At 52.2% G+C, this 24,661-nt stretch carries 26 protein-coding genes, 1 tRNA gene and 2 pseudogenes; 13 read left to right on the top strand and 16 right to left on the bottom strand.

Annotation, left to right across the window (positions count from 1 at the left end; all coding sequences use genetic code 11):
- Window positions 1-193: 193 nt before the first annotated feature.
- The 4 genes from QZ279_RS06455 to QZ279_RS06440 all read left to right on the top strand — a co-directional run bounded on the left by QZ279_RS06455 (window position 194) and on the right by QZ279_RS06440 (window position 4,488).
- On the top strand, window positions 194-1,759 hold the full coding sequence (locus tag QZ279_RS06455; RefSeq protein WP_293449374.1) for a L,D-transpeptidase family protein: 1,566 nt from the start codon (window positions 194-196) through the stop codon (window positions 1,757-1,759).
- Window positions 1,760-1,897: 138 nt separating this feature from the next.
- Window positions 1,898-2,989, top strand: coding sequence for a UDP-3-O-(3-hydroxymyristoyl)glucosamine N-acyltransferase (gene lpxD, locus QZ279_RS06450; protein WP_293449373.1), 1,092 nt, complete (start codon window positions 1,898-1,900; stop codon window positions 2,987-2,989).
- Between the two features lie 36 nt (window positions 2,990-3,025).
- Window positions 3,026-3,283, top strand: a complete 258-nt coding sequence (locus QZ279_RS06445) for a phosphopantetheine-binding protein (RefSeq protein ID WP_293449372.1) — start codon at window positions 3,026-3,028, stop codon at window positions 3,281-3,283.
- Window positions 3,280-4,488 (top strand): beta-ketoacyl-[acyl-carrier-protein] synthase family protein, encoded by a 1,209-nt coding sequence (locus tag QZ279_RS06440; protein WP_293449371.1) that lies wholly within the window; start codon window positions 3,280-3,282, stop codon window positions 4,486-4,488. The genes QZ279_RS06445 and QZ279_RS06440 overlap by 4 nt, the downstream gene beginning before the upstream one ends.
- A gap of 60 nt (window positions 4,489-4,548) precedes the next feature.
- Here the strand turns inward: QZ279_RS06440 and QZ279_RS06435 are convergent, their stop codons facing one another.
- Window positions 4,549-5,157, bottom strand: a complete 609-nt coding sequence (locus QZ279_RS06435) for an invasion associated locus B family protein (protein ID WP_293449369.1) — start codon at window positions 5,155-5,157, stop codon at window positions 4,549-4,551.
- A gap of 549 nt (window positions 5,158-5,706) precedes the next feature.
- Between QZ279_RS06435 and QZ279_RS06430 the strand changes: the two are divergent.
- Window positions 5,707-7,248, top strand: a pseudogene (locus QZ279_RS06430) (helicase HerA-like domain-containing protein).
- 6 nt (window positions 7,249-7,254) lie between these two features.
- Window positions 7,255-8,276, top strand: a pseudogene (locus tag QZ279_RS06425) (patatin-like phospholipase family protein).
- Between the two features lie 2 nt (window positions 8,277-8,278).
- Here QZ279_RS06425 and QZ279_RS06420 read toward each other — a convergent pair.
- The 4 genes from QZ279_RS06420 to QZ279_RS06405 form a co-directional block, all read right to left on the bottom strand.
- A complete protein-coding gene (locus tag QZ279_RS06420) occupies window positions 8,279-8,956 on the bottom strand; it encodes a DUF502 domain-containing protein (protein ID WP_293449367.1) in 678 nt (225 codons plus the stop codon).
- A 68-nt stretch (window positions 8,957-9,024) separates the two neighbouring features.
- Window positions 9,025-9,945 (bottom strand): pseudouridine-5'-phosphate glycosidase, encoded by a 921-nt coding sequence (locus QZ279_RS06415; RefSeq protein WP_293449366.1) that lies wholly within the window; start codon window positions 9,943-9,945, stop codon window positions 9,025-9,027.
- Window positions 9,942-10,835, bottom strand: coding sequence for a PfkB family carbohydrate kinase (locus QZ279_RS06410; protein ID WP_293449364.1), 894 nt, complete (start codon window positions 10,833-10,835; stop codon window positions 9,942-9,944). Before QZ279_RS06410 ends, QZ279_RS06415 begins: the two co-directional genes overlap by 4 nt.
- 39 nt (window positions 10,836-10,874) lie before the next feature.
- Complete coding sequence (locus QZ279_RS06405; protein ID WP_293449362.1) at window positions 10,875-11,684, bottom strand: DUF4198 domain-containing protein; 810 nt, start codon at window positions 11,682-11,684, stop codon at window positions 10,875-10,877.
- A gap of 28 nt (window positions 11,685-11,712) precedes the next feature.
- Between QZ279_RS06405 and QZ279_RS06400 the strand changes: the two genes are divergently transcribed.
- Window positions 11,713-12,828, top strand: a complete 1,116-nt coding sequence (locus QZ279_RS06400) for a HupE/UreJ family protein (protein ID WP_293449462.1) — start codon at window positions 11,713-11,715, stop codon at window positions 12,826-12,828.
- On the opposite strand, the gene QZ279_RS06395 is transcribed toward QZ279_RS06400, so the two are convergent.
- From QZ279_RS06395 to QZ279_RS06365, 9 genes are all read right to left on the bottom strand, one after another.
- Window positions 12,825-13,457, bottom strand: a complete 633-nt coding sequence (locus QZ279_RS06395) for a DUF1638 domain-containing protein (RefSeq protein WP_293449360.1) — start codon at window positions 13,455-13,457, stop codon at window positions 12,825-12,827. The two genes, QZ279_RS06400 and QZ279_RS06395, sit on opposite strands and share 4 nt — an antisense overlap.
- 72 nt (window positions 13,458-13,529) lie before the next feature.
- On the bottom strand, window positions 13,530-14,231 hold the full coding sequence (locus tag QZ279_RS06390) for a B12-binding domain-containing protein (RefSeq protein WP_293449358.1): 702 nt from the start codon (window positions 14,229-14,231) through the stop codon (window positions 13,530-13,532).
- A gap of 176 nt (window positions 14,232-14,407) precedes the next feature.
- Window positions 14,408-15,430 (bottom strand): betaine--homocysteine S-methyltransferase, encoded by a 1,023-nt coding sequence (gene bmt / locus QZ279_RS06385; RefSeq protein ID WP_293449356.1) that lies wholly within the window; start codon window positions 15,428-15,430, stop codon window positions 14,408-14,410.
- Between the two features lie 95 nt (window positions 15,431-15,525).
- Window positions 15,526-15,864 (bottom strand): phosphatidylglycerol lysyltransferase domain-containing protein, encoded by a 339-nt coding sequence (locus QZ279_RS15700; protein ID WP_366513893.1) that lies wholly within the window; start codon window positions 15,862-15,864, stop codon window positions 15,526-15,528.
- Window positions 15,865-15,893: 29 nt separating this feature from the next.
- Window positions 15,894-16,037, bottom strand: a complete 144-nt coding sequence (locus QZ279_RS06380; protein ID WP_293449354.1) for a hypothetical protein — start codon at window positions 16,035-16,037, stop codon at window positions 15,894-15,896.
- Between the two features lie 27 nt (window positions 16,038-16,064).
- The gene (locus tag QZ279_RS15695) at window positions 16,065-16,319 is read right to left on the bottom strand and encodes a phosphatidylglycerol lysyltransferase domain-containing protein (RefSeq protein WP_366513899.1); all 255 of its coding nucleotides are present in this window, start codon (window positions 16,317-16,319) and stop codon (window positions 16,065-16,067) included.
- Window positions 16,312-16,701 carry a hypothetical protein gene (locus QZ279_RS06375; protein WP_293449352.1) on the bottom strand — a complete coding sequence of 130 codons (390 nt, stop codon included), beginning with the start codon at window positions 16,699-16,701 and terminating at the stop codon, window positions 16,312-16,314. The genes QZ279_RS15695 and QZ279_RS06375 overlap by 8 nt, the downstream gene beginning before the upstream one ends.
- A gap of 167 nt (window positions 16,702-16,868) precedes the next feature.
- A complete protein-coding gene (locus QZ279_RS06370) occupies window positions 16,869-17,360 on the bottom strand; it encodes a hypothetical protein (protein WP_293449350.1) in 492 nt (163 codons plus the stop codon).
- A gap of 111 nt (window positions 17,361-17,471) precedes the next feature.
- Window positions 17,472-17,786 (bottom strand): DUF1476 domain-containing protein, encoded by a 315-nt coding sequence (locus QZ279_RS06365; RefSeq protein WP_293449461.1) that lies wholly within the window; start codon window positions 17,784-17,786, stop codon window positions 17,472-17,474.
- A 203-nt stretch (window positions 17,787-17,989) separates the two neighbouring features.
- On the opposite strand from QZ279_RS06365, the gene purC reads away from it, so the two are divergent.
- The 5 genes from purC (at window position 17,990) to QZ279_RS06340 (ending at window position 22,868) form a co-directional block, all read left to right on the top strand.
- The gene (gene purC, locus QZ279_RS06360; RefSeq protein ID WP_293449348.1) at window positions 17,990-18,751 is read left to right on the top strand and encodes a phosphoribosylaminoimidazolesuccinocarboxamide synthase; all 762 of its coding nucleotides are present in this window, start codon (window positions 17,990-17,992) and stop codon (window positions 18,749-18,751) included.
- A 20-nt stretch (window positions 18,752-18,771) separates the two neighbouring features.
- Entirely contained in the window at window positions 18,772-19,002 is a 231-nt protein-coding gene (gene purS, locus QZ279_RS06355) for a phosphoribosylformylglycinamidine synthase subunit PurS (protein ID WP_293449346.1), read from the top strand.
- Entirely contained in the window at window positions 19,002-19,670 is a 669-nt protein-coding gene (purQ, locus tag QZ279_RS06350; RefSeq protein ID WP_293449345.1) for a phosphoribosylformylglycinamidine synthase subunit PurQ, read from the top strand. The genes purS and purQ overlap by 1 nt, the downstream gene beginning before the upstream one ends.
- Before the next feature lie 190 nt (window positions 19,671-19,860).
- Complete coding sequence (locus QZ279_RS06345; RefSeq protein WP_293449460.1) at window positions 19,861-21,528, top strand: ATP-binding protein; 1,668 nt, start codon at window positions 19,861-19,863, stop codon at window positions 21,526-21,528.
- A 5-nt stretch (window positions 21,529-21,533) separates the two neighbouring features.
- Window positions 21,534-22,868: a sigma-54 dependent transcriptional regulator gene (locus QZ279_RS06340; protein WP_293449344.1), complete on the top strand. Its 1,335-nt coding sequence runs from the start codon at window positions 21,534-21,536 to the stop codon at window positions 22,866-22,868.
- 45 nt (window positions 22,869-22,913) lie between these two features.
- Here the strand turns inward: QZ279_RS06340 and QZ279_RS06335 are convergent, their stop codons facing one another.
- On the bottom strand, window positions 22,914-23,360 hold the full coding sequence (locus QZ279_RS06335; RefSeq protein WP_293449342.1) for a disulfide bond formation protein B: 447 nt from the start codon (window positions 23,358-23,360) through the stop codon (window positions 22,914-22,916).
- A gap of 8 nt (window positions 23,361-23,368) precedes the next feature.
- Complete coding sequence (locus tag QZ279_RS06330) at window positions 23,369-23,947, bottom strand: VTT domain-containing protein (protein ID WP_293449340.1); 579 nt, start codon at window positions 23,945-23,947, stop codon at window positions 23,369-23,371.
- A gap of 137 nt (window positions 23,948-24,084) precedes the next feature.
- Between QZ279_RS06330 and QZ279_RS06325 the strand changes: the two genes are divergently transcribed.
- Window positions 24,085-24,170: transfer RNA gene (locus QZ279_RS06325), tRNA-Leu, on the top strand.
- The last annotated feature ends 491 nt before the right edge of the window (window positions 24,171-24,661 follow it).

Here is a 24,661-nt window from a genome sequence, read left to right as displayed (position 1 = left end):
GTGCAGACCTGCACCACACGGTGTCTTTTGTAGCGAACATTCGTAAATGTGAGTGGACACGCGAGGGGGCGATAGAAGACTAACCACATCATGACAAAGCGTTCTGCCAGCGCGCCACATTTAGTATTTTCGGGGGACAACGATGCAAACGCTTCGCAGTCAGACAGTTTTTTCTTTTAGAGCACTTTTTGTAATGCTCGCGCTTTCCATCTTTAATCTGGGCGCTTCGCCCGCAACAGCGCAGGTCACAGCCTTTAAACAGGCCGTTGCAGAAGCCGCAGCCAAAGATAAGGGCATTGCTGCATTTTATCAGGCCAATAAATACAAATCCATCTGGACGGGTCGCGGTGCTAAAGACCGCCAGCGTCGGGACGCGCTTTTGAACGCTGTTACGAATGCAGCCGATCATGGACTTCCGGTCAGCCGCTATAACCCAAAGCAATTGAAGGCGCTCTTGAAGCAGGCCAACAATTCGCGCGCACGCGGTGCTGTAGAAGTTGAGATGAGCCGCATCTTCTTGCAATATGCCCGTGATCTTCAGACCGGTGCCTTGGTTCCTGCGAAAGTGGACAGCGAAATCGTGCGCCAAGTGCCCTACCGTGATCGCGTTTCTTATCTAACAAATTTCACCAAATCTTCGCCAAAGCGTTTCTTTAAAGCGCTTGCGCCGACCGCACCAGAATATGCACGTTTGATGAAAACCAAGCTTATGATGGAGCGTCAACTGGGTCAGGGCGGTTGGGGTCAAAAGGTCCCTTCAAAGTCTTTGAAGCCGGGTCAGTCGGGTAATTCAGTCGTAATTATGCGCAATCGTTTGCAAGCGATGAGTTTTCTCAAGCGCTCGTCTTCGCAAACCTATGATGCCGCAATGCAATCCGCTATGCAGCAATTCCAGCTGACACGCGGCTTGAACCCTGACGGCGTCGCCGGTCCAGGAACAATGGCTGAAATCAACCGTCCGATTGAGTCCCATCTACAGGCCGTTATGGTCGCGATGGAGCGGGAACGCTGGATGAACCGTCCACGTGGGGATCGCCATATTTGGGTGAACCTGACGGATTTTACAGCTGCAATCATCGACAATAGCAAAGAAACGTTCAAAACGCGCTCTGTCATTGGCAAGAACGTCTCTGATCGCCGCAGTCCTGAATTTTCTGATGTCATGGAATACATGATTATAAACCCATCTTGGTTTGTACCGCGGTCGATAACGACGAAAGAGTATTTGCCGTTGATGCAGCGCAACCCGAATGCGGTTAGTCATTTGGAAGTGATCGACAGCCGTGGTCGCAAGGTTTCGCGTTCAGCAGCGAACTTTGGGGCGTATACGGCCAAGACGTTCCCATACAGCCTGAAGCAACCTCCGAGCCGTGGAAATGCCTTGGGTCTTGTGAAGTTCATTTTTCCGAACCGTCACAACATCTACCTTCATGACACACCAGCCAAAAACCTCTTTAGCCGCGAATCCCGCGCCTATTCACATGGCTGCATTCGCTTACACCAGCCGTTCGATTTTGCCTACGCGCTGCTTGCAAAGCAGACCAATGATCCGCAGGGCTTTTTCAAAGCCAAACTGGCAACAGGTGCTGAAAGCCGCGTTAATCTAAAAGCGCCCGTGCCTGTGCATATCGTGTATCGTACAGCCTTCGTAACCGCTGATGGGCGCACGAATTTCCGTCGCGATATCTATGGCCGTGATGCCAAGATTTTCTCGGCGTTGGTAAAAGCGGGCGTTCAATTGCGCGCAATTGGTGGCTAAGTTTTAAAACAGTTATTTAGAGGGGAAGCCGGGGGAAACCTCGGCTTTTTCTGTATTGGAGCGCGTCAACGACCGGGCTGATTTGCCTAGTTGGGCGTAATCAAATACAACACGCCAAAGATTTTGCCGAGGGCAGATATGACGTATACAATTGAGCAAATTGCAAAGGCACTGGGCGCGCGCGCTGTTGGTGACACGACCCTGTCGATCAGCTCTGTCGCAGAACCTGCGATGGCGTCTGCAGATCAGCTCGCGATTGCGATGAAGCCAAGTTTTGCAGCCGCTTTACCCGAAGGTGGTGCCCAAGCCGCGATGCTATGGGAGGGGGCCGACTGGGAAAATTTTGGATTGAAAGCTGCTATTCTAACGCCGCGTCCACGCTTTGCTATGGCGGGTCTGAGCGCGATGATGGACCCTGACATTATTGCGTCTGTTGGTGTTCATCCATCCGCTGTTATTGATCCGACAGCCACGTTGGGGGACGGGGTCAGCGTTGGCCCACTAAGCGTGATCGAGGCGGGCGCACGTATTGGCGCAGATAGCCGCATTGGTGCGCAGGTTTTCATTGGGCGTGATGTGCAAATTGGTGAAAACGCGACGCTGCGCGAAGGCGTCAAGATCGGACCACGTGTACGCATCGGCGCGCACTACATCGCACAACCTGGTGTTGCGGTTGGGGGCGATGGCTTTTCCTTTGTGACGCCAGAAGAGGGCGCGGTTGAACGCGTGCGTGATAGCTTGGGCGACCAAGGCGAAACCAAAGCGCAAAGCTGGACCCGCATTCATTCGCTTGGCTCGGTTCAAATCGGTGACGATGTCGAGATGGGCGCGAATTCTTGTGTGGATCGCGGCAACGTACGCGACACGATCATCGGCAATGGGTGCAAGATCGATAACCTTGCCCAAATTGGTCACAACGTCGTCATCGGGAATGACTGCATGATTTGCGCGCAGGTGGGTATCGCGGGATCTACGCGTGTTGGCAACAACGTAGTTCTGGGGGGTCAAACAGGGGTTAGTGACAATGTGTTCATTGGCGACAATGTAATCACAGGCGGCGCAACCAAAGTGCTATCTAACGTCCCAGCAGGACGTGTCATGTTGGGCTATCCGGCAGCGAAAATGGACAAGCAGATCGAGTTGCACAAACTTTTGCGTCGCTTGCCGCGCTTATTCACTGATGTCGCAGCCATGAAAAAAGGTGTTCCCAAGGACACCAGCAACGACTAAATCAACGCATAGGCATTTGGCACAAAAGGATCGGCCATGAGCATTCGCGACAAAATCTTTGAAATTATTGCTGAACAAGCGATGTTGGACGTGTCTGACGTCAGCGGTGACAGCACCTTGGAAAGCCTTGGCATCGACAGTCTTGGGTTGGTTGAAAGCATCTTTGCGATTGAAGAAGAGTTTGATGTGACGATCCCGTTCAATGCCAACGAACCAGAAAAAAGCGACTTTGACATTTCTAGCGTCGATACCATCGTTTCTGGCATCGAAGCTTTGGTCGCTGCGAAACTGTGAGACGCGTTGTCATCACAGGGGCAGGGACGATCAACGCGCTTGGTCAATCTGTTGCTGCGACCATGGAAGCCATGCGCGAAGGCAAGTGTGGAATTGGCCCGTTAGAGTTTCGCGACGTTGAGAGGTTATCCATTCAAATTGGCGGTCTAGTTAAAGGCTTTGAGGCCGAAGGGCTCTTTAACCGCCAGCAAATGACGCTGTATGATCGCTTTACCCAGTTCACTCTTTGTGCCGCGGACGAGGCGGTCAAACAATCGGGGTTAGAGTTCACAGGTGAGTTGTCTGCGCGCTCCGGTGTGGTTCTCGGGACCGCTGGTGGTGGTGTCAGTACGTGGGATGACAATTATCGTTCCGTCTATGAGGACGGTAAGAACCGCGTGCATCCCTTTGTTGTTCCAAAGCTCATGAACAACGCGGCCTGTAGCCATGTGTCGATGCAGCATAACCTAAAAGGTCCAAGTTTTACCGTTTCAACAGCCTGCGCATCTTCAAACCATGCGATGTCACAAGCCTTTACTATGATCCGAACGGGCATGGCCGAAGTCATGGTCACGGGCGGATCCGAGAGCATGTTGTGCTTTGGTGGCGTTAAGGCATGGGAAGGATTGCGCGTCATGTCAAAAGACGCGTGTCGACCTTTTAGTGCAAATCGCAATGGCATGGTTCAGGGCGAAGGCGCGAGCGTTTTCGTATTTGAAGAGATGGAGCACGCCAAAGCGCGTGGCGCAGATATTCTATGTGAAGTCGCTGGCTTTGCCATGTCCTCAGATGCCGCTGATATCGTGATGCCCTCCAAACAAGGGGCTGCACGTGCGATTTCTGGTGCTCTTACTGATGCAAAAATTGATCGCAGCGAGGTCGGTTACATCAACGCACATGGCACAGGCACGGTGGCGAATGACAAAACCGAATGTGCGGCTGTAGCTGATGTATTTGGTCCACACGCGGATGCCCTGATGATCAGTTCCACTAAATCGATGCATGGTCATTTAATTGGCGGCACGGGTGCTGTCGAACTACTGGCCTGCATCATGGCGTTACGTGACGGTGTGATTGCACCGACAATTGGCTATGAAGAAGCGGATCCTGAATGCGCGCTGGACGTCGTGCCAAATGTTGCGCGCGAGACTAATGTAGATGTGGTTCTCAGCAATGCGTTTGCGTTTGGTGGTCTGAATGCGGTTCTAGCGCTTCGTAAAATTTAAACCGCGCGCGCATAAAAAAACGCGCCCAAAGACGCGTTTTTACAATTCGGGTTGGTAGATTTAGTTTGTTGGAGCTGTCGTCTTTTCGAAGCTGGCGGTGAACCCATTCAAAGACATTTCCAAATTTATTTTTTGATCAGCCGCGATGAAAGGAACGATCGTAACAACTGCTTTTGCACCACGTTTGAACCCGTTCAAATCACTCGCTGTCAGGCCAATACGCGCGAAACACCCGATTTGGTTACAAAGGGAGTATGGGTAGCGCTTGCTCTGCGCGCCATCAACTGCGATACGAAGCTGCGCTTGCAGGGCTGTCTCGAGCGGAACAATAACTGTCGCACCAGCCACCGCTTGGCCACCGGGGGGCAGACGGAAAAGCATAACTTCTGCGACAGAGTTTCCCTCTTGATCTTGTAGGAGTTGATACATCTGACAAGCTTCGTTCTGGGAATCTTCTGTGCGAACGCACTGGATTTCCCAGTCTTGCTCTGTTTCACGCACGTACGTCTGACCAACTTCTGGCGAGGACGTGTCTTCGCCAAGACTAAGTTGATCTGCAGCAGGTTCCGCATCTGCAGTTTCTGTTTGCGTGGCAGTTTCTTGAGCAAAGGCTGCGCTAACGAGAGCAAAATATGCGATTGTTGCGAGCGTGGACAAACGAGTAGTCATGAAAAGAGTCCTGTCTTAGTTTTTAATTTCCCAGTGCTTACCATGTGCTTGAAGAGGTGTCAGGCGCACGTGCAGCCTTTGCAGGCGAAGTTACGCTTATCTTGCTTAATCAAAAACGATTGGCAAGAGGGGTATCGTTTTGAACTTAAAGTAAGTCTGGGTAATTACGAAAAAAGGAAGACCTCTGCGGGCCTTCCTTTTCCGTATTTTCCCTGTCGGACCGGCCGACTTATTAGAATTAAAATACGACAGTGCTGATTCTGCGTCAACAGCCAAAAAGGCAGAATGTCGCAATCAGTGTCGCGTGGCTCAACTTAAGGGGTGTGGTTTTGAAATTTGGCTATCTGAGATGGTAAAAATGCTGTGTCGAAAAAAGACCGCGTCGCAAGGACGCGGTCAGTCTGACAGGGAGGAAGTCAATCCGCAGCACAAGGACAGTAGGCTGCGAACGATTGTACTCTGGCATGAATAGGTTAACTTATCCTTTCTGCGTGGCGCGTTATGGTGGCGCGCTAAGCATAGAATTTTATCAAAGTCCGGGAGCAGGCAATAGATCATCATATTTTAGTCGGCGGCGGTGGCCCAGAGTATGGCGAAAAGCAGTGGATGAGCCTGAAATATGCGAACCGCCATGGATTGATTGCGGGCGCAACGGGCACTGGAAAAACTGTAACGCTTCAGGTTTTGGCTGAGAACTTTTCGAACGCAGGTGTTCCGATCTTTTTGACGGACGTGAAGGGCGATTTGTCTGGTCTTGCTCTGTCAGGAACTGAAACGTTTAAATTGCACGAGGCGTTCACATCACGTGCTAAAACTATCGGCTTTGACGATTATGCCTACAACAGCTTTCCCGTTACGTTCTGGGATTTGTTCGGCAAGCAAGGCCATCCTGTGCGCACGACAGTTGCTGAAATGGGTCCGCTTTTGGTGTCGCGCCTGCTTGAGTTGAGCGAGCCACAGGAGGGTGTCGTCAACATCGCGTTCCGTATTGCGGACGAACAAGGCATGCCGTTGCTGGATCTTAAGGACCTTCAGGCGCTTTTGGTCTGAGTTGGTGAACATAAAGACGAACTAACGTTGCGCTATGGGAATGTGTCTGTTGGCTCCATCGGAGCGATCCAGCGTCGCTTGCTTGTGCTTGAAAACCAAGGTGGTGCAGAGCTGTTCGGTGAACCTGCTTTGGCGCTCAGCGATATTATCAGTACCGCTGCGGATGGTTGTGGACGCATCAACATTCTAGCCTCTAACAAACTGATGGGCGCCCCGCGTTTGTATGCGACGTTCTTATTGTGGTTGCTCTCAGAGTTGTTTGAAGAACTGCCAGAGGTCGGCGATCCCGATAAACCCAAGTTGGTGTTCTTCTTTGATGAAGCGCATTTGTTATTTGATGGATCCCCCAAAGCCCTTGTGGATTAAGTCGAGCAAGTCGCGCGTTTGATCCGTTCAAAAGGTGTGGGCATCTATTTCGTAACGCAGCGCCCGTCAGATGTTCCAGAGGATATTCTGGGCCAGCTTGGAAACCGTATCCAGCATGCATTGCGCGCGTTCACGGCGCGGGACCGCCGTCAGTTAAAGGAGGCCGCAGAAACCTACCGCGACAATCCTTTGTTTGACACAGGCGATGCCATTCGCGAAGTCGGCGTGGGCGAAGCGGTGACATCCATGCTGCAAAAGAAGGGCGTTCCGGGGATTGTTGAGAGGACTTTGATCCGTCCGCCAAGTTAGCAACTGGGGCCGATCACGCCATCCGAGCGTGCGCGGGTAATTGCGAGGTCGCATATCGCGGGCAAATACGAAAACAAGATTGATCGCCAATCTGCCTATGAAATTTTGCGCGGGCGTGCTGATACGGCGGAAAAAGCGGCTGCTGAGGCTGAGGAAAAAGAAGAAGAAATGGAAATGATGGAGCGCGAACATAAATCCGCGCGCCGTTATTCTGGGACGCGTGTGAAACGCTCCACTTCGCGCGGACGTGTCAAAAGTGAGAGCTTTGGCAGCGCGATGGCGCAGGTTGTGTTGAAAGAACTCAAAGGGACCACAGGGCGGCGCATTGTGCGCGGCATCCTTGGTGGTCTGTTTAAAGCGAGATAAATTGTAATGAAAAAGCTGCGTATCAACCTCGCCCTGCAAGGTGGCGGGGCGCATGGGGCGTTCACATGGGGCGCGCTGGATCGGATTCTGCAAGAACCTGACATCGAGATAGCTGCGATCTCTGGCACCTCTGCGGGGGCTTTGAATGCGGCTGCTCTGAAGTCCGGATTTTTGTCAGGCGGAGCCGAGGGCGCGCGCGAAGCCTTGACGAAGCTTTGGGAAGAGGTGGGTCGTAGTTCTGGCAATGGTATGGATCAATGGTTCGGCCAAGAACTGTTTTCGCCCTCGATTATGAGCCAGATGTTGGAAATGTCCCCGCAATATATGATGGCGGACGCGTTCAATCGTATGACGTCGCCCTATAGCTGGGGGCCGTTTTATAACCACCCGCTGCAAAAAAAATTATGGATGGTTTCGACTATGGTGATGTCTGTGCACCCGAAGGGCCTGAGATTTATATCGGTGCAACGAATATGCGCAGTGGTAAGGTAAAGGTCTTCCAATGGGCTGAAATCGGGCCTTAAGCATTGCTGGCCTCGGCCTGTTTGTAGACGTTGTTCCGCGCAGTAGAAATTGACGGCGAAGCGTATTGGGATGGGGGCTACACTGGTAATCCGCCCTTGTTCCCATTTTTCGTCGATGGCTTGCCTGGGGATATATTGGTCATCAACATCAATTCCTTAGAGCGTGATAAGGTGCCGCAAACACCTGTGGAAATTCAAAATCGTATCAATGAGATCAGCTTTAACACATCGCTTTTGCGCGAATTGCGCGCGATCTCGTTTGTGCAACGTTTGATTGGCGATGGCACAATCGAGCAGGGCAAAATGAAGCGCGTGAATGTGCATATGATTGCTGACGATGAGTTGATGAACGAACTGTCGGTTGCCACAAAAACCGTTGCGATCCCATCCATCTTAGGGGCGTTGAAGGGCGCGGGTCAAAAAGCGGCGGAAACGTTCTTGGAAAGCCACCGCAGCGATATCGGTAAACGCAGCAGCGTCGATCTGCAGGCGATGTTTAACTAAATTTAGTCCTCGGCAGGTTTACCCGGATCTTTCGTATTCGGGTAAACCAAGCCAGCGGAGATCACCAATTTAGCGGCATCTTCGACAGTCATTTCTAGTTCCATGATGTCTTCGCGCGGGAAGAATAGCAAAAATCCAGAGGTTGGGTTTGGCGTGGTTGGTACAAATACGCTGACCAAATCGCCACTGGTTGTCGCGCGTTCAGCAACTTCGCCCTTAGCAGTGGTAGAGATAAACCCAATCGCCCAGATGCCTTTGCGTGGATATTCAAACAGGCAGGCTTTCTCGAACGAGCGCTCTGATTGGGCAAACACGGTCTCTGCAATTTGTTTTACACCAGAATAGATTGACCGCACGACGGGGACGTTTTGCAAAAGACTTTCGCCAAAGCGAATGAACGTGCGACCCAGCAATCCTTTTGCAACCCAACCCACAAGAATGGTGAACAAGAGGAAGATGATAACGCCGACACCGCGCAAGTTTATGCCAATATATTGCTCTGGCTGGAACGTATAGGGCACCAAGGGCAGAACCACGCCGTCAATCCATCCAATGACGGACCAGATCAGCCAAATAGTCAGACCCACGGGGGCAATAACGACCAATCCTGTCAGAAAGCTTGCGCGCAGCGAAGCGAATAGACCAGGGCGGCGGGGTTGATCGTCAAAGGGCGTGTTCATTTGATATTCCGTACAGGTTGACGCTTAGTTAAGCACTGCGCTGCCTATGGGCAATGGCAGAGCGTGTTTCACGCAGGATTTTTGGTTAATTCACAAGCAATCTTGGCGGCGAGTGCTGCATTGTTCAGCACCAGCGCGATATTTGCGCTCAACGAACGCCCCTCAGTCAGCTCGTACACGCGTTGCAATAAGTAAGGCGTCACAGATTTAGCCGTGATTCCATGGGTGATAGCATCCTGGAGCGCGCGTTCGATCACCGGCATCATGTCTGCATTTGGGATTTCAGCGTCCTTTGGGATCGGGTTCGCGATCAACTGGCCGCCGAGCAACCCAAGCGCGCCGCGCATTTGGTGCGCGCGCGCAATTTCGGTTGCGCTATCAAGGCGCAAAGGGGCTTTATGTTTGCTCTGGGCAGACCAGAACGCGGGAACGACGTCTTGACCATATGCGATCACAGGCACGCCGAGCGTTTCTAGAACTTCCAAGGTCTTTGGCACGTCCAAGATCGCCTTTGGTCCGGCGGCAACTACTGTAACAGCAGTCTGGGCGAGTTCTTGCAGGTCTGCAGAAATGTCAAAGCTGTCTTCGGCCCCGCGATGCACACCGCCAATGCCACCCGTTGCGAATACAGAAATTCCTGCAAGGTTGGCTGCGATCATGGTTGCCGCAACCGTCGTTGCACCCGTTTTGCCGCTAGCCATGCAAACGGCCATATCTGCGCGGCTGAGTTTCGCAGCACCCTTGGTTTGTGCCAATTTTTCAAGTTGCGGATCTTCCAGACCGACCCACAGAACACCGTCCAAGACGACAATAGTGGCAGGCGTCGCACCATTTTCGCGCACGATTGCTTCGACCTTACGCGCCATTTCCAAGTTTTGTGGATAGGGCATGCCATGGGTGATAATCGTTGATTCCAGCGCAATAATAGGTGTGCCGTTATCAAAGGCTGCCTGAACGGCTGCGGAGCGGGTGAAAAGAGCGTGGGTCAATGTGCTGTCTCTCCTGAAACATATCGTGCTGCGGCTTGCAGGGCTTGTTCTAATGCGAATTGGGGCGCGTCGCCGCGCAATTCCGCGCTCATGTGGGCGGCCATGAATGTGTCGCCTGCGCCAGTGACGCGGGCGACGAGGACTTGGGGCGGCTTAGCTTGGCGCAGGCCTGTTGCATCGGCTTCGGCGGCACATTTGCCGCCATCGGTGACGAGTGCGCGCGCAGCACCGCGTTGGATAAGGGCGTTCGCTGCGTCATTCGCGGTTTCAAAAGTTTGGTGACACAGCGTTTGGGCTTCCTCAATGTTCACATAAAGCGTTGCACGGCTTTGATCGAGAAAGGGGCGCAAGCGCTCGGCTTTGCCAGGCGAAGCAGGTGCCACGCGCAAGTCTGCTCTGGCAAACAAGGGATCGCTAGCGATTTTGCTCAGCAATGACAGTGTAAGATTCCCATCAAGCGCGATCATCCCTTGGTAGGGGGCCTCAATGCTGCCGAGCGTTCCATCTTGCAATGGCGTCAAAATCTTTGCGCCAGCGGCTTCTAATGAATGTGCGTCTGCGATGGCGGCGATCAACCCATTTGTCCCCTCAACAGCCATGTAGCGATCCGTCGGCAGATCTGCAGAGCGATAGAGGTAGTCGCAGATCAAACCCAATTCGCCTGCCTCAAGGATCAGCTGATCCCCATCTGCGTCACGGCCAACCGCGCTCAACAGGGCAGGGTGCAGATCGTATCGGCGCAGGGTCATTGCGATGTTCATGGCAACGCCGCCGGGCAATTGCGTAATGCGCCCAGGCACATCACTGCCTTGGTGCATTGAACTTTTGGAGCGGCCAATCACGTCCCAAAGGACGGAGCCGATGCAAAGAATATCTGGCGTTTTACTCATACCGCCTATGTGGCGCGCTGCGTGCGCACTCGCAAGGGGTTACCTGACTTCAAATGTTAAAGCGGCCCAAAGGGTTTCCCAGACAGCACCCGTCTTTTCGGCCAATTCGGGCGAGGGTTCGCGCAGAACCACATGATCGAGCAGGTAGGTGTAGCCAGATTTTACGGGGATGTTAGCAATGCCATCTTCATCGGTTTGCAGCGTTGTTACAGCCGTTTCACCGTTTGCGTCACGTTCAAAGATTTCAACCTGCGCGTTGATGCGTGGCATTTCACGGTAAAAGACCTGAACGGGCAGAACGCTGTTCAGGTCATCCGTGTAGGGGTTTTTTAACGCGACGATTTCGACCTCTAACCCTTGCTGCGTGTCACGGCCCGCGCCGTCACCGACGGCAAACAGTCCCTTGGCAAAGCGCGTGTAGGTTTCTGTGAATTGTTCTTCGCTCAGACCGCGTTTCTGGTGCTTGCTAAGAACATCGCCAAAGGCTTTATGTTCAATAAAATTATTAAATTTTTCCCATTCTTTGTACGTTATGCGGTCTGGATTGGTCTGATAAACCAGCGTGAAAAGGCCATCTTGTTCAATGGGTTTGTCAAACACGGGCGAGTCGCCAAGGCGCGCCTCTACGGGTTTCGCCACGCCCGCATCAATCCGATCAAAGCGCGCCGCGCGTTTGGTGAAGTACGCAAGGTCTATGCCTTTGAAGTTTTGTCCGTTTTTTGTGTACGCGGCGATGTTTTCGCCAGTTTCGACTTGAAACTTTTTGCTATCGATCCAAAACTCATGGGCAAGGAGCGGCGTTGTTGCGATGCTCAAAATCATAGCGGCCACGGAGGTCTTGAGCTTCATGATGTTTGCTTTCTTTAAAGTTCGGTCAATGTTGGTACAGTTGCTGGCAGTGTCAACCCTTTTGGCGATCACGCTTGCGCCAGTGCAGGCCCATGAAGTCAGCCCGACAGTGGCTGATTTGACGGTCGCACAAGGCACTGTGACACTTGATCTGCGCATCACATTAGAGAGCTTTCTGGCAGGCATTGATCTGGATGCAGCCGAGGACACCGATGAAGTGCCCGCGGCCGCAGATTACGACGTTCTGCGCGCACTGGACGCCGCAGCCTTAGAAGCCCGCCTGCGCGATTTTGCGCCCCAATTGCTGCGCGATGTTGTTTTCAATGTTGATGGGGTGGTTGTCCCCTTGGCTATCAGTGCGGTAAATATTCCCGAAATGGGCGATATCGAACTGCCGCGCGTGTCCCAAATGATGCTAACAGGCCCTGTTCCGGCCAATGCTGCGGCGCTGCAGCTGGATTGGCCAAAGGGTTATGGCACGTTGATCCTACGCCAGATGGGACCTGAAAACGCCTACACAGGGTATATCAGCGGTGGGCAATCGACACCTGAAATTGCGGTCGCTGGCGGCGAAGCGCGTGGATTTATGTCGGTGTTGGTCGAATATATACCCGTCGGTTTTGATCATATTGTCCCCAAAGGCCTCGATCACATCCTTTTCGTCTTGGGCCTCTTCTTTTTCTCAACGGCACTGCGTCCTTTGTTGTTGCAGGTCACGGCCTTCACTTTGGCGCACACGGTGACGCTTGCGCTCGGCGCGCTTGGCATTGTGACAATCCCCGGCAGCATTGTTGAACCGATCATCGCAGCCTCTATCGTCTATGTGGCCGTTGAAAATGTGTTCGCGCGCAAGTTAAACCCGTGGCGACCTGTGATCATCTTTATCTTTGGCCTGTTGCATGGCCTTGGATTTGCGTCAGTGCTGGGCGAATTTGGCTTGCCAGCAGGGCAGTTCGTGGCGGCGTTGATTGGTTTCAATGTCGGTGTTGAGGTAGGCCAACTGACTGTCATTGCAGTCGCGTTCCTTGTCGTTGGATATTGGTTTGGTAGCAAGGATTGGTACCGCGCACGTATCGCAATCCCTGCATCGATCATCATCGCGGTTGTGGGTGCATATTGGTTCGTGGAACGGGTGTTTTTCTAAACATCCGCAAGCGATGTTTGCAGGTCACTGTAGCCTGTAAAGCGTCGCTCAAACGCAAGACCTAGGCGATCAGCACAGACCTTGGCCTTTTCTGTAAGGTCTGGGTCATCGGTTTGGGCCTGATAGACCAGCTTTTCATAGTTGCCGAAATACATGTCGCGCAGCTCTGGGTGGCGATCTAGGCCCATGGGTTTGATCACGAACGCATCGAATTGACGCACAAGGAAATCTGTTAAGTAGAAGGCGGTGAACTCGGTCTCTGAAATTTCCGCAAAAGTTTCATTGCCCTCAAAGAACGAATAACAATGTGGGCCTTCGATCATCTCGACGCCCAGTTCTGCGCATTTGGCCTGTAGAAGACCGCCCGTTCCGCAATCTGCGTAGGCGATGAAGATGCGCGCGTAATCGGAACGATGTTTCAAAACGGCGTCTTCGACGGCACCTGTGATTTTTTCGGGGTATACGTGATAGATTGCTGGCAGGCAGGTCAGATCTATGTGGTCCCAACCGTTGATGTCTTTCAACGCAAGAATTTCGCGCGCAAGGGCACCGCAGGCAATGATCAAGGACTTCCCACCGTTTTGCAGCGTTAACCCATCTTGTGCCAATACATTGTCTTCGATGTGCATCTTGTTGTCCTCAAACGAAAAAGGCTCCGAACGCTTGCGCGCTGGAGCCAATATTTTTCTCTAAATCAGCGACTAGCTTGCCATTTGATTGTGCTTACGTCCAACCCAGTCTTTCGCAGTTTCAACCGCAACAGCGGCGTCGCGGCAATATGCATCCGCGCCAATGGCCTTACCGAATTCTTCGTTCAAGGGAGCACCGCCAACGAGAACGATATAGTCATCGCGCTTGCCTTGTTCTATAAGCGTATCAATCACGACTTTCATATAGGGCATTGTGGTCGTCAGCAGGGCGGACATGCCAAGAATGTCGGGGCCTTCAGCCTCGAGCGCTTCTAAGTAAGAATCTACGGAATTATTGATGCCAAGATCGACAACTTCAAACCCAGCCCCCTCCATCATCATTGAGACGAGGTTTTTACCAATGTCGTGGATATCGCCCTTAACAGTACCGATGACCATCTTGCCAACGCGTGGCGCACCAGTTTCAGCCAAAAGCGGTTTTAGGATGAACATGCCACCCTTCATCGCATTTGCAGCCAAAAGAACCTCGGGAACGAACAGAATACCATCGCGGAAATCTGCGCCAACGATCGTCATGCCACCAACAAGCGCTTTGGTGAGCACGTCATATGGCGTCCAGTCGCGGCTAAGAAGGATATTAACACCTTCTTCAATTTCCTCTTTCAGGCCGTCGTAGAGGTCATCGAACATCTGTTGAACTAATTCTTCGTCGTCCAGTTCAGACAGGATGATGTCTTCTTCTTCGTCGGACATGAGCCGTTCCTTTTTTGAGGCGTGTTTGCCTGTTGTTTCGTCAATATTTGGTCAAGTTGTCGCAGATACACTTCATCAATTACGACATTGGTGCGTACACAACCGACCCAGATCCACTTTTTAGGCAATAAGAGTATGAAAAGACCTGTGATTTAGACACAGGTCCTTGGTTCAGACTAAGTTGCTGAAGCGCGTTTGCTGCGGCGTGTTTGACGCGCCTTTGGGGCATTTTCTTCTGTGCCGTCGCCAGCTGATGAAAACTGGCCCATTGCAGCGACAATCACATCAAGAGAAGGTACTGTTGATTTTGGAGTCTCTTCCAAAGCGCGGCGCATGGCGCTCAGGTGCTCGGGCATTGTTCCGCAGCATCCCCCAATGATCGTCGCGCCGCAATCGCGTGCCAAACATGCGTAGTGGCCCATCAATTCTGGCGTGCCATCATAATGGATGTGCCCGTCTACATATTTGGGAATGCCTGCATTGCCTTTGGCAACGATTGGTTTGGTTGTGCCTTGCGCGCCAAATCCAAGAACGGTGCGCAAGAGATCAGAGGCACCCGTACCGCAGTTTGCACCAAACCCCAAAGGCGCATGATCAAGGCTGTCGACCATTTCGGCCATAGCTGCACTTGTTAGGCCCATCATCGTGCGGCCAGCCGTATCAAAACTCATGGTGCCGACCCATGGCATGTCCGCGAGGGCGAAAGCTTCTGCCGCCGCGCGATATTCTTCTTCTGCGGAAATGGTTTCAAGCCAAAGAACATCTGCGCCACCGGCCTTCAAACCTTCGGCTTGTTCGTGGAAAATTTCAACCGCATCACGATGCGAAAGCGTGCCAACAGGCTCCATGATGTCACCCGTTGGGCCAACTGAGCCAGCAACAATGATGGGTCGTCCAGCGGCATCGGCCACCTCACGACCTATTTCGGCCGCGATGCGAGATAATTGGTGTGCACGATCTTGAGCATCGTGGAGTTTTAGACGGGACGCATTGCCGCCGAAAGAATTGGTCAAAAATAGATCACTGCCGGCGTCGACAGCAGATTTATAAAGGGCTTTGATCTTTTCTGGATGCTGTTCATTCCAAAGTTCAGGCGCATCGCCGGACATCAAGCCCATGTTAAAGAGGTTGGTGCCCGTCGCACCATCCGCCAAAATCCATTCGCGGTCGACTAACATTCTTGAAAGTGCATTTGTCATTTTGGAATCCCGATTTTTGACGTCCTTCGCACGCAGTTTATCATGAGACAAACTCATAATAGTAATAATGATGATGAATGTATGTTCGAACGTTTCTAGGCGTTTTCGTTTTGGTGTTGAATGGGGGGCGGATCTCGAACCTCTTGCCAGACATCCCAAAGCCCTAAGTAGCGTTCTGCCTTATTGGGAGCGGCCGCATATAATGGGTGCCACCGCGGTGCGAACGCGCGTTTGAATTGCTCCAAACCGTCTGTGTTTACGCTGGAACGCAAACTGAAGCGATCGATAGCTTTCAGAGCTGGAGATTCGCCAAAAATGGTGGACGCCAACGAAAAAGTGCTGAGCCCTTTGTCTTTGGCACGCTCTATCGCGAACCAAACGAGGGCATGCATGGTGCCAGCGGGTAAATTGGAACAGTTTCGCATGATATCCAAGGTCCAAACATCCGGGCTTTGGTGGCAACTTATAAATGCGACCAGCTTATCGTCGAGCAGGCACCAAACATGACTTGCGTAGCCAGATAATTAGGGCAGACGCGGCCCATCGAAAAGCCGCGCGGCGTGCCGTTATCTTTTTGCCACTCTAAATCGACATCTTCGATTTCCACTATGGAACATGAGAGCAAATTAAGGGGCTAGATTACAATGGCAGCTTTTTGTGCAGCACGAATTTTGCGCCTGAGAATTCTACGTTTGGGACTGGAAATCTGTGCAGAGCTTAAATCAATAAGTGCATCTTGTGCAATGCGAGCGACCTTAAGTCCTTGCCTGCGAAGCTGTGCCGCGGGTCGGGCGCTACATTTGTAAAACAAAGGACTTGTGGCATTCTTTTGTGCAGCATTTTTGAGCGCTGCCAAACTGGTGCTGGGGCTGAGGGCTGGATCAAACATCATCACGGTTGATTGTGTTGTGCGCAACGGCACCGATCACATGGCCCGAAGATGCAACAAGAACCCGTCCAGTTTGAAGACCAGACGCCGTTTCAGGATGCATCGCCTTTGCTAGCAATATGTTTGCTTGCCTTAGGGGGTGCGAACGAATGAATTTGACTAAATACGCCATCGCAACGCATGCGGGAAGGACGAAGTACACAATGCGAAACGCAATCAAACTTGCCAAAACCTCGTTCACATCGAAGAATTGAAGGGCCCAAAGCAACGTAATTTCAAAAGGACCAACACCCCTCAGAGTATTGCCAATCAAGGAAATGCCCAAACAAGCAAGGTAAATCGGGAAAAGTGTCGAAAACTCGATGTCGACACTACCGGGCAATAAAATCCAAAAGGCGAGCGTTGCAAAACCGGTGTCGACGGCGGCAAAAATATCAACATCGCAATGGCGCGCAGACTTGGAAGGCGTACGCGATAGCCCGCGAGTGCGATGTAGCGCTTGAGAGCTGTATAGAGGATAAGACAGAGGGCAGAAAAAAGGCTGGCCAATTAAACCAAGGGCGGTAGCGGTAGTGCATTTGGTGACATCAGGCCAGCGAGTGCAAATAAAATCAACCACGCCCCTAAAAAGCTGAGCGAAACAAGGGTTGTTACGGATCCAGCCGTCACAATTCCGATTCCGTCCAAATCACGCCAACGGGCCAAAGTGCCTGTAACCAATCCCAATCCCAAAGTTTGTGATAGCGCGACCGAGGCTGCGCCGCTTGCTTGGGCTGCGCGTCTGTCGACACCAGTGTTAAGCACGCGATGGATTGTGACGTCATATTTACCTAGTGCTGCGAAACTGCAAATTGTCGCTATAACAGCCGTGATCCATTGCAACGCAGAAATATCATGCCACGCAAATCGGACTTGTCCCCAATCAAGCGTCTCAAGAAAGGGGCGTGCAGCAAAAGCACACAGGAGAATCACAAGGCAAAGTGCCATAATTTGTGCAATTGCTTTGCGGCGAAACGGAAGAGCAGTGAGAGGTGCAAACATGCCCTCTGATTAAAGCCTTATCCCTTATCAGCGGCTTAACAAATAAAATTTGCACAAAAAACCTCCGCCAAATTCAATTGCTGGAGGTTTCAAATGCAGTTTTGAAGGTCTTTAAGTATCAAACATCAACTGGGCTTTGGCGGTTGCCAGAAACTCACCCATTTTAGCGCAAATTTCGTTTGGATTTGATTTGACACCAAGATCTGCAGCAACCTTGCGCACAACGTCCTCATGGCCAGATCCTTCGAAGTCAGCTTTGATGACTTCCTTGGCATAGGCTACGGCTTCGTCACCTGATTTACCCATCAAATCAGCAGCCCAAAGGCCTAATAATTTGTTGCGGCGTGCATCTGCTTTGAACTGCATTTCTGCATCATGGGCAAACTTGGATTCAAAAGCGTTCTCGCGATCGTCAAAAGTACTTATTCTGGCTCACATTCCTATTTGGCTACGTCTTTATTTAGAATATGCGTTGCCATGGGATGGGCTGCAAGTGTCAAGCGTCATTGAGCCACATCAAACAGTCATTGCGCGTGCTTGCCCCGACGTGCGCCATGCCCTAAAGAAGCGGCAGAATGCACACGGGCAGAGTCGCTTTTGTGTGTCACGCTGCATAGAAAGTCACTGCCATGGCGCGCGGAAAAAAAATTTACGAAGGTAAGGCTAAGACCCTGTATGAGGGCACGGAGCCGGGCACATTGATCCAGTATTTCAAGGATGATGCCACAGCCTTTAATGCGGAAAAGAAAGATGTGATCGATGGCAAAGGTGTGTTGAACAACATGCTGTCAGAGTATTTCATGACTGGTCTTGCCAGCATCGGGGTGCCCACGCATTTCATCAAGCGTCTGAACATGCGCGAACAATTGATCCGCTCGTGCGAGATTGTTCCGCTTGAAATCATCGTGCGCAACTATGCGGCTGGCACAATGTCCAAGCGCTTGGGCATTGAAGAGGGCACGCAATTGCCGCGCCCCGTCGTGGAATACTGCCTAAAGGACGACAAGCTTGGTGATCCTTTGGTGTCCGAAGAGCACATCGCAGCCTTTGGTTGGGCGTCCCATCAAGACATGGAAGACATCCTGAGCCTTGCGCTGCGGGTCAATGATTTCATGGCAGGGGTTATGTTCGGGGCTGGCATTAAGCTGGTAGATTTCAAAATCGAAGTCGGCCGCGTTTATGACGGTGATTTTCAGCGGTTGATTATTGCCGACGAGATCAGCCCAGACAGCTGCCGCCTTTGGGATATCGAAACGGGCCGCAAACTGGACAAAGACGTATTCCGTCGCGATCTAGGGTCGTTAACGGACGCATACACTGAGGTCGCGCGCCGTCTTGGAGTTATGCCAAAGAACCAGCAACCCGTTACAAAACCTACTCTGATTAATTAAGCACCAAGAAGGACTTATCCATGAAAGCTCGTGTACATGTGATGTTGAAGAACGGTGTTCTGGACCCACAGGGTGAGGCCGTGCGTCATGCGCTTGGCGCGCTTGGGTTTGATGGTGTGAACGGCGTCCGCCAGGGAAAAGTGATCGAGCTTGATTTGGCTGACGGCACAACTGAAGCGCAGGTTAACGAGATGTGCGAAAAGCTACTCGCGAACACAGTTATCGAATCCTACACGGTGGGGCTGGGCTAATGCGCGCTGCGGTAATCACGTTCCCCGGTTCTAATTGCGATCGCGATCTTGCTGTCGGTCTTGCGATGGCTGGCGCAGAGGTCAAGCGCGTTTGGCACAAAGACAGCACATTGCCAGACGGCATTGATCTTGTTGGCATCCCCGGTGGGTTTTCTTATGGCGATTATCTGCGCTGTGGCGCGATTGCTGCCAATTCGCCCATTTGCAAAGCAGTTAAGGCGCACGCTGAAAAGGGTGGCTACGTCTTTGGAGTGTGCAATGGCTTTCAGGTTTTGACCGAGACGCGTTTGTTGCCCGGTGCACTCATGCGAAATGCAGGGTTAAAATACATTTGTCGGACTGTCGGTCTTGAGGTTGGTGAAAATAGCAGCGATTTTATGAACGGATATTCTGCGGGTCAAGTGATCCAAGTTCCGATCGCGCATCACGATGGCAACTATACTGCGACGACAGAAGAACTGGATCGTCTTGAAGTCGAGGGCCGCGTTGCGTTCCGTTATAGTGACAATCCGAACGGTTCAGATCGCAACATCGCAGGGATAACATCTGCGAATGGCCGTGTTCTTGGCATGATGCCCCATCCTGAACGTGCGATGGAAGATGCGCATGGGTCTAGCGACGGCGCGCGGCTTTTTGCTGGTTTGATCGGCGCAATGGCGACTGCGTGAGCACAACATCTTGAGCGAACGCGAACAGCGCACTAGCATTGCTCCTATGAGCGAGGCGTCTGAAAACCCTGAAACCAAGACATTGCGCGCGGGGACCGCCGACAATCGACACAGTCGCAAGCGCTTAAGCACTTGGCGCGTGCGCTTCTTTTTGATTGGTTTGATCGTACTTGCGGGCGTGACGGTTACAATGACCAACTCGTTTTTGACGGATCGTTTCACAGAAAGTACGCGCAATCGTGCGGAACTGCGCCTTGCACTTTACAGCGGCAACATTCTATCTGAACTGCGTCGTAACGCCATCGTCCCTCAGCTTTTGGCGCGCGACCCTGCGTTGATCGGGGCGCTGAATTCCAGCGACTATACTAGCTCAACCCAGCGATTGATCAGCTTTGTCGAAGAGATAGGTGCCGCGTCTTTGATGTTGCTGGACCGTGACGGTCGTTCGGTCGCGGCAACAGACCGAAATAAATTGCAATCCTTGCATCGCGCAGAACCTTATTTTGTGGATGCAATCCGTTCTAATGGAACGGTTTTTTCACTCATCGCACGTGAATCAGGTGGGTATTCTTTTACGTATTCACGCCGAGTCGAAAGCAACTCTGAATTCTTGGGTGTTGTCGTGGTCGAAGTGGACCTGCAAAAGTTCGAGCGCGCGTGGGCGGGGATTTCGGATGCAGTTTTGATCACCAACAGCGAGGGTATTATTATTCTCTCGACCGAGCCCAGATGGCGTGGTTTGCAGGAACAAGAAGCTCTGCAACGCCAACCTCCCTCGGGGGCGATAAGCCGTGCAATTCAAGCGACTGTAGACTGGAGCACGGTGCCTGGTGACGTGTTCTTGCGCGGTGAAGCCGTAATGCGCACCCAAGCCCGCATTACGTTTCGTGGCTGGCAGATGGCAAGCTTCACGTCTTATGCATCTGTGCGCGAACGTGTGAACGGTGTGCTGGCACTCGAAATCATGGGATTCGCCATTCTTCTGGCGCTCGCATTTTACTTTTTGAACCGTAAAACCGCTGTGCGCATGGCGCTTTTTCAACGCGAATCGGCTGAACTTCGCCAACTTAACATTCGCTTGCAGCGAGAAGTCGCCGAGCGTGAGAAGGTCCAAGAGAACCTTGCATTCGCAGAACAGACCCTTGCGCAAAGCTCAAAATTGGCCGCCTTAGGCGAGATGTCCGCGGCGGTAAGCCATGAACTAAATCAACCCCTCGCTGCGATGCGCACCTACCTCGCGGGTGCGAAGCTTTTGGTGGGTCGTGGTCGCCCAGAAGAAGCGCTTGCCAGCTTCCAACGCATTGATGATTTGATTGGTCGTATGGGATCTATTACGCGCCAATTGAAAAGCTATGCGCGCAAAGGCGGGGACGAACTTGCCCCCGTAAATCTTGGCGATGCGCTGGCCTCTAGCCTGTCGATGATGGAACCCCAGCTGCGCCAGCGCCTAGTTCAGATCAATAAAACACTACCCCCAGAGCCAGTGATGGTGATGGCGGATCGTGTGCGCGTGGAACAGGTGATGATCAACCTTCTTCGCAACGCGCTTGACGCGACTAAATCCGTCGAGGATCCGCAAGTGGATGTTCTGCTGGCTGCGGGTGAAACAGCAATGTTAACCGTGCGCGACAACGGACAGGGGATTGAAGACCTCGATGCACTGTTTGAACCGTTCTACACGACCAAGCAACCGGGGGACGGTGTGGGGCTCGGTCTTGCCATTTCATCCGGGATCGTAAACGACCTTGGGGGACGAATGACGGCGCGCAACGCTGTTCATGGTGGGGCGGTCTTTGAAATCCGTCTGCCGATCCTAAATGAAGAAGTCGCATCACGCGTCCAACCCGCAGCGGAGTAAGTCAAATGGCCAATGCTATGAAAATCGCCATCGTCGATGATGAGAAAGACATGCGGCAATCCATTTCCCAGTGGTTGGCCTTATCGGGCTATGACACGGAAACGTTTGGATCTGCCGAAGATGCGCTTGCGGGCATCGGGTCCGATTACCCGGGGATCGTCATATCAGATATCAAGATGCCGGGCATGGATGGCATGCAGTTCCTTAAGAAACTGATGGGCACGGACAGCGCGCTTCCCGTGATTATGATTACGGGCCACGGTGATGTTCCGATGGCTGTGAATGCCATGCGGATCGGTGCCTTTGATTTTCTGGAAAAGCCGTTCAATCCGGATCGGATGTCCGAACTCGCAAAGAAAGCAGCGAATGCGCGCCGACTTACATTAGACAATCGCGCTTTGCGTCGAGAGTTGTCAGATGGTGGACAATTGATGAAGAAGCTTATCGGTGCATCACCAGTGATGGAGCGTCTAAAGGAAGACATTCTTGATCTTGGTCAAGCCGATGGACATGTCTTGATCGACGGAGAAACGGGAACGGGCAAAACGCTTGTGGCCCACGCCTTGCACGCTGTCGGGAGCCGTGCGGGCAAACGGTTTGTTCTTGTCTCTTGTGCGGCAATGGATGAGGACGCGCTCGGGCAACGCCTGTTCGGGCCTGTCGCGCCAGAGGATCCCTATCTACCCGCAATAGAAGAAGCGCGCGGTGGAACGTTGGTGTTGGAAGACATCGAGGCGTTAAGCGATGCATTGCAAGCGCGTTTGATGAGCGTGATCAATGAACAGGGCACACCCGCTGAAACGCGCATCATCGCGATCTCTAATTTGCAAGAACAGGACCGTACCTGCGAAGATGCGTTGCGCTCTGATCTGTTTTACCGCCTTGCTGCATTGCGCATTACAATTCCACCGCTGCGGTCACGCGGTGAAGATATACTTTCATTGTTTACGCGTCTGTCGGAACAATTCGCAGAAGAATATGGGTGTGATGCGCCCCAAGTCTCTGCCCAAGAGGCTGCACAGCTTTTGCAAGCGCCTTGGCCGGGGAACGTGCGTCAGTTGATCAACATCGCTGAGCGCGCTGTATTGCAAACACGGCGCGGGGCAGGGACGATTGCTTCGCTTTTGATGAATGACCACGATGAAATGGCACCTGTCATGACGACAGAGGGCAAGCCACTGAAAGAATATGTGGAAGCGTTCGAACGGATGCTGATCGACAATACGATGCGGCGCCATAAAGGGTCTATCGCGGCTGTCATGGACGAATTGTGCTTGCCGCGCAGGACCTTGAACGAGAAAATGGCAAAGTACGGATTGCAGCGTTCAGACTACTTGTAAGCCTTCGTGTTTTAGACGCGCGCCATTTGGAAATGGCGCGCAGTCTTAGCTGCGCTTCATCGCCATCACCCAAACCACGCATAGGCCAAGCGAGGCGAGCATGTTCCAGCTTGCCATCGACAGGCCTAGCATTTCCCATGCAATGTCATCACAGCGCACAAGAGGCGCAGACATTATTTGCGCCATCAAGTCATCCGCGCTTAAACCGCCCACGGATCCTGAAGTGCAAGACGTCGGGCCTTCCCACCACATGCGTTCAACGCCACTATGATATCCGCCGACAAGTGCCGTGCTGAGGGCCGCTAAAGCACCAAAGGCTGGAAAGACACGGCCCGAAAAGGCGAGAGCCAATACACCAATCACAATGGCTGCGATATGTGGATAGCGCTGCCAGTAGCACAATTTACAAGGTGGCATCTCGCCGATGTATTGAAACCCAAGGGCACCAAGCATCAAAGCCGCGGACCCGCCAGCGGAGAATAGTATGAGCATTTTACGGGTCATAAGAATTTTACCGCCGCAAAGCCCGCAACGAGCAGGGCTATAAAGAGAACGAACATCAAAGGAAGGCGCTTTTCGATGAAGTCCTTGATCGGCGCTCCGAATTTCCAAAGCAAAAGCGCGACGATGTAGAACCGCAAACCCCGCGCGATGATCGACGTAATAATGAACGTTGCCAACGGCATCCCAGTCCAGCCCGACATGATCGTGATCACTTTGAACGGGAAGGGGGTTAGACCAGCGGTTAACACGGCCCAGAAACCAAGATCATTAAAGCGTGCGCTGAAATCTGCCATTGAGTCTGCCTTGCCAAGGCTTTGCAAAATGGGCTGCCCGATTTGTTCAAACGCCAAAGCACCTATTGCGTATCCTAGAAGCCCCCCCAGAACAGATGCCGTCAGTGCGATGCCCGCGATTAGCCAAGCCCGCGACGGACGCGCAAGAATCATTGGGATCATAATAATGTCTGGTGGGATGGGAAAAAACGAACTTTCTACAAAGGAGACGATCGCCAAAATCCAAAGCGCATGGCGATGTTCGGCCCATGCCAGAGTCATGTCGTATAGTTTTCTTAGCATTTGCTTGCCTCATAGGTTATTTTCGCACTGATCACGCACAGGCTAAGGGGTCAAGAGCGGGTTAAGTCCGTTTTCTTTAAAGAACAGCATTTTGAGGTATGGACGCTGCTGAAAAGCTTGGCTAAAGAGTTCTCAGCGCCCAAGTGGCGGAATGGTAGACGCAGGGGATTCAAAATCCCCCGCCTTAACGGGCGTGCCGGTTCGAGTCCGGCCTTGGGTACCACTTGCTTTTGCAAGTTTCCGCGAAAAGAACCCTGACTAGGGGTTAAGAATCAAAAGAGCTACACGACTATCTTTTGATCGGCTTGCATCTTCGCCGAGGTGATGTGATTCTATGAAGCTTATCGAGGTCTCATTTGGTGATCGAAAACAATCATCAGGATATTAGGTCTTTTAGCGCCGATCTGGAAACATGACTACCATATTTTAGGGCGCTTTCCTGCTTAAATGTTTCGGAAAAGTAGGAAAGGTTAACTGTTTCCCAAGGCGAAATAGTTTCCGTGTTTCAAGCAATTAGCGACCAATCGCGTGGACATGGCATCAGAGTTGGCCCGTTTTGGGAGATTTCCTGCCTTATTTGCCAGGTTTATGTAACGTTACGTGATGCGAAATGTCGATTTTTCCAATGGAGCTTTGGTCCAATTAAGCTAAAAGCTCAATTAGGGTCAGGCCTCATAACCAAAAGATGACGGTTGCATCGAGAGCGATGGCAGA

Origin of the sequence: Planktotalea sp. (genome assembly GCF_018607965.1) — a bacterium.
Classification (GTDB): domain Bacteria; phylum Pseudomonadota; class Alphaproteobacteria; order Rhodobacterales; family Rhodobacteraceae; genus Planktotalea.
This window is presented reverse-complemented; position numbering and strand designations above follow the sequence as displayed.

What these genes read in the sequence shown, in the direction of transcription:
- lpxD (WP_293449373.1), top strand. Translation starts at nt 1,898, where the DNA reads ATGACGTATACAATTGAGCAAATTGCAAAGGCACTGGGCGCGCGCGCT.
- QZ279_RS06395 (WP_293449360.1), bottom strand. Translation starts at nt 13,457, where the DNA reads ATGCACATCGAAGACAATGTATTGGCACAAGATGGGTTAACGCTGCAA.
- QZ279_RS06345 (WP_293449460.1), top strand. Translation starts at nt 19,861, where the DNA reads ATGACCAACTCGTTTTTGACGGATCGTTTCACAGAAAGTACGCGCAAT.
- QZ279_RS06420 (WP_293449367.1), bottom strand. Translation starts at nt 8,956, where the DNA reads ATGAACACGCCCTTTGACGATCAACCCCGCCGCCCTGGTCTATTCGCT.
- QZ279_RS06400 (WP_293449462.1), top strand. Translation starts at nt 11,713, where the DNA reads ATGTTGGTACAGTTGCTGGCAGTGTCAACCCTTTTGGCGATCACGCTT.
- QZ279_RS06455 (WP_293449374.1), top strand. Translation starts at nt 194, where the DNA reads ATGCTCGCGCTTTCCATCTTTAATCTGGGCGCTTCGCCCGCAACAGCG.
- QZ279_RS06435 (WP_293449369.1), bottom strand. Translation starts at nt 5,157, where the DNA reads ATGACTACTCGTTTGTCCACGCTCGCAACAATCGCATATTTTGCTCTC.
- QZ279_RS15695 (WP_366513899.1), bottom strand. Translation starts at nt 16,319, where the DNA reads ATGTTTGATCCAGCCCTCAGCCCCAGCACCAGTTTGGCAGCGCTCAAA.
- QZ279_RS06405 (WP_293449362.1), bottom strand. Translation starts at nt 11,684, where the DNA reads ATGAAGCTCAAGACCTCCGTGGCCGCTATGATTTTGAGCATCGCAACA.
- QZ279_RS06330 (WP_293449340.1), bottom strand. Translation starts at nt 23,947, where the DNA reads ATGCTAAGAAAACTATACGACATGACTCTGGCATGGGCCGAACATCGC.
- QZ279_RS06370 (WP_293449350.1), bottom strand. Translation starts at nt 17,360, where the DNA reads ATGTTTGCACCTCTCACTGCTCTTCCGTTTCGCCGCAAAGCAATTGCA.
- purQ (WP_293449345.1), top strand. Translation starts at nt 19,002, where the DNA reads ATGCGCGCTGCGGTAATCACGTTCCCCGGTTCTAATTGCGATCGCGAT.
- purS (WP_293449346.1), top strand. Translation starts at nt 18,772, where the DNA reads ATGAAAGCTCGTGTACATGTGATGTTGAAGAACGGTGTTCTGGACCCA.
- QZ279_RS06410 (WP_293449364.1), bottom strand. Translation starts at nt 10,835, where the DNA reads ATGAGTAAAACGCCAGATATTCTTTGCATCGGCTCCGTCCTTTGGGAC.
- purC (WP_293449348.1), top strand. Translation starts at nt 17,990, where the DNA reads ATGGCGCGCGGAAAAAAAATTTACGAAGGTAAGGCTAAGACCCTGTAT.
- QZ279_RS06340 (WP_293449344.1), top strand. Translation starts at nt 21,534, where the DNA reads ATGGCCAATGCTATGAAAATCGCCATCGTCGATGATGAGAAAGACATG.
- QZ279_RS06390 (WP_293449358.1), bottom strand. Translation starts at nt 14,231, where the DNA reads ATGTCCGACGAAGAAGAAGACATCATCCTGTCTGAACTGGACGACGAA.
- bmt (WP_293449356.1), bottom strand. Translation starts at nt 15,430, where the DNA reads ATGACAAATGCACTTTCAAGAATGTTAGTCGACCGCGAATGGATTTTG.
- QZ279_RS06335 (WP_293449342.1), bottom strand. Translation starts at nt 23,360, where the DNA reads ATGCTCATACTATTCTCCGCTGGCGGGTCCGCGGCTTTGATGCTTGGT.
- QZ279_RS06445 (WP_293449372.1), top strand. Translation starts at nt 3,026, where the DNA reads ATGAGCATTCGCGACAAAATCTTTGAAATTATTGCTGAACAAGCGATG.